This window comes from Kurthia populi (genome assembly GCF_042686175.1).
Classification (GTDB): domain Bacteria; phylum Bacillota; class Bacilli; order Bacillales_A; family Planococcaceae; genus Kurthia; species Kurthia populi.
Genome location: NZ_JBHUOR010000005.1, coordinates 1 through 1,688 on the forward strand (window position 1 = coordinate 1; position 1,688 = coordinate 1,688).

General features: G+C 48.1%; 15 tRNA genes. All 15 read left to right on the forward strand.

The features are described 5' to 3' along the window. Window positions 1–23 precede the first annotated feature (23 nt). A tRNA-Leu gene (locus ACFSY7_RS00860) sits at window positions 24–105 on the forward strand. 54 nt (window positions 106–159) lie between these two features. Continuing rightward, window positions 160–234, forward strand: a tRNA-Gly gene (locus tag ACFSY7_RS00865). Between the two features lie 66 nt (window positions 235–300). After that, window positions 301–377, forward strand: a tRNA-Arg gene (locus tag ACFSY7_RS00870). Window positions 378–391: 14 nt separating this feature from the next. Further along, a tRNA-Pro gene (locus tag ACFSY7_RS00875) sits at window positions 392–468 on the forward strand. An 8-nt stretch (window positions 469–476) separates the two neighbouring features. Continuing rightward, window positions 477–552: transfer RNA gene (locus ACFSY7_RS00880), tRNA-Ala, on the forward strand. Between the two features lie 30 nt (window positions 553–582). Continuing rightward, a tRNA-Met gene (locus tag ACFSY7_RS00885) sits at window positions 583–656 on the forward strand. 11 nt (window positions 657–667) lie between these two features. Further along, window positions 668–744, forward strand: a tRNA-Ile gene (locus tag ACFSY7_RS00890). Between the two features lie 38 nt (window positions 745–782). Next, window positions 783–875, forward strand: a tRNA-Ser gene (locus tag ACFSY7_RS00895). Window positions 876–898: 23 nt separating this feature from the next. Continuing rightward, window positions 899–973: transfer RNA gene (locus tag ACFSY7_RS00900), tRNA-Met, on the forward strand. Between the two features lie 2 nt (window positions 974–975). Beyond that, window positions 976–1,052: transfer RNA gene (locus ACFSY7_RS00905), tRNA-Asp, on the forward strand. A 16-nt stretch (window positions 1,053–1,068) separates the two neighbouring features. Then, window positions 1,069–1,144, forward strand: a tRNA-Phe gene (locus ACFSY7_RS00910). Window position 1,145: 1 nt separating this feature from the next. Then, window positions 1,146–1,216: transfer RNA gene (locus ACFSY7_RS00915), tRNA-Gly, on the forward strand. 80 nt (window positions 1,217–1,296) lie between these two features. Further along, a tRNA-Asn gene (locus ACFSY7_RS00920) sits at window positions 1,297–1,373 on the forward strand. A 3-nt stretch (window positions 1,374–1,376) separates the two neighbouring features. Continuing rightward, window positions 1,377–1,467, forward strand: a tRNA-Ser gene (locus ACFSY7_RS00925). A gap of 5 nt (window positions 1,468–1,472) precedes the next feature. Further along, window positions 1,473–1,544, forward strand: a tRNA-Glu gene (locus tag ACFSY7_RS00930). Window positions 1,545–1,688: the final 144 nt, after the last annotated feature.

Below are 1,688 nucleotides of genomic sequence, written 5' to 3' on the forward strand. Positions count from 1 at the left end.
CATGACTCACCATTTTTTCTAACGCGGGTGTGGCGGAATTGGCAGACGCACTAGACTTAGGATCTAGCGCCGCAAGGCGTGGGGGTTCGACTCCCTTCACCCGCATTATTTTATTTTAAAAATTTATATTGCCAGATTAAAAAATAATCTTTGCATAATGCGGAAGTAGTTCAGTGGTAGAACATCACCTTGCCAAGGTGGGGGTCGCGAGTTCGAACCTCGTCTTCCGCTCCAATTATGCCGGGGTGGCGGAACTGGCAGACGCACAGGANCTTTAATTAACTTATATATATTTTTTATGCGCCCATAGCTCAACTGGATAGAGCGTCTGACTACGGATCAGAAGGTTGTGGATTCGACTTCTGCTGGGCGCACCATTTTATTTTATGTTCGGAATGTAGCTCAGCTTGGTAGAGCACTTGGTTTGGGACCAAGGGGTCGCAGGTTCGAATCCTGTCATTCCGACCATTTATAATGGGGCCTTAGCTCAGCTGGGAGAGCGCCTGCCTTGCACGCAGGAGGTCAGCGGTTCGATCCCGCTAGGCTCCACCATTATTTTTTTAACTAACCAATTATTATTATGGCGGCCTAGCTCAGCTGGCTAGAGCGTCCGGTTCATACCCGGGAGGTCGGGGGTTCGATCCCCTCGGCCGCCATACCTAAAGAAGGACCTTTAGCTCAGTTGGTTAGAGCAGACGGCTCATAACCGTCCGGTCGCAGGTTCGAGTCCTGCAAGGTCCACCATCTAAAAAAACTCGATTTATTTTTTTCTTTATATATATGGAGGTATACCCAAGTCTGGCTGAAGGGATTGGTCTTGAAAACCAACAGGCGGGTCAAACCGCGCGGGGGTTCGAATCCCTCTACCTCCTCCATTTTTTAATTTAATATTTATTATCGCGGGGTGGAGCAGTGGTAGCTCGTCGGGCTCATAACCCGAAGGTCGCAGGTTCAAATCCTGTCCCCGCAACCAATGGTCCGGTAGTTCAGCTGGTTAGAATGCCTGCCTGTCACGCAGGAGGTCGCGGGTTCGAGTCCCGTCCGGACCGCCATTTTTAATTTTAATATGGGTTTGTAGCTCAGTTGGTAGAGCATTAGATTGAAGCTCTAAGTGTCGGCGGTTCGATTCCGTCCAAACCCACCACGCGGGTGTAGTTTAGTGGTAAAACCACAGCCTTCCAAGCTGTTGTCGGGAGTTCGATTCTCCTCACCCGCTTATTTTTTTTACTCACTATTCTATTCTATAGTTGAGTCAGTAAGTAGAAGTTATACATAACAAACTTACTATTATATTATTCCGTTGTAGCTCAGTTGGTAGTAGCATCTGACTGTTAATCAGAGGGTCGCAGGTTCGAGTCCTGCCAACGGAGCCATATGGAGTAGTACTCAAGAGGCTGAAGAGGCGCCCCTGCTAAGGGTGTAGGTCGGGTAACCGGCGCGGAGGTTCAAATCCTCTCTACTCCACCATTTAAGGCCCCTTGGTCAAGCGGTTAAGACACCGCCCTTTCACGGCGGTAACACGGGTTCGAATCCCGTAGGGGTCATAACTTCATCCATAGAAGAAGGGGCTGGGACATAAGTAAAAATTCCAGTCTTTAATAGAGAAGGTGATGTCGAATTTGACATCACCTTCTCTATTTTTATGCGCAAATTGGGAATTACCATTCCCTTATTGCGTATTTTCTTAA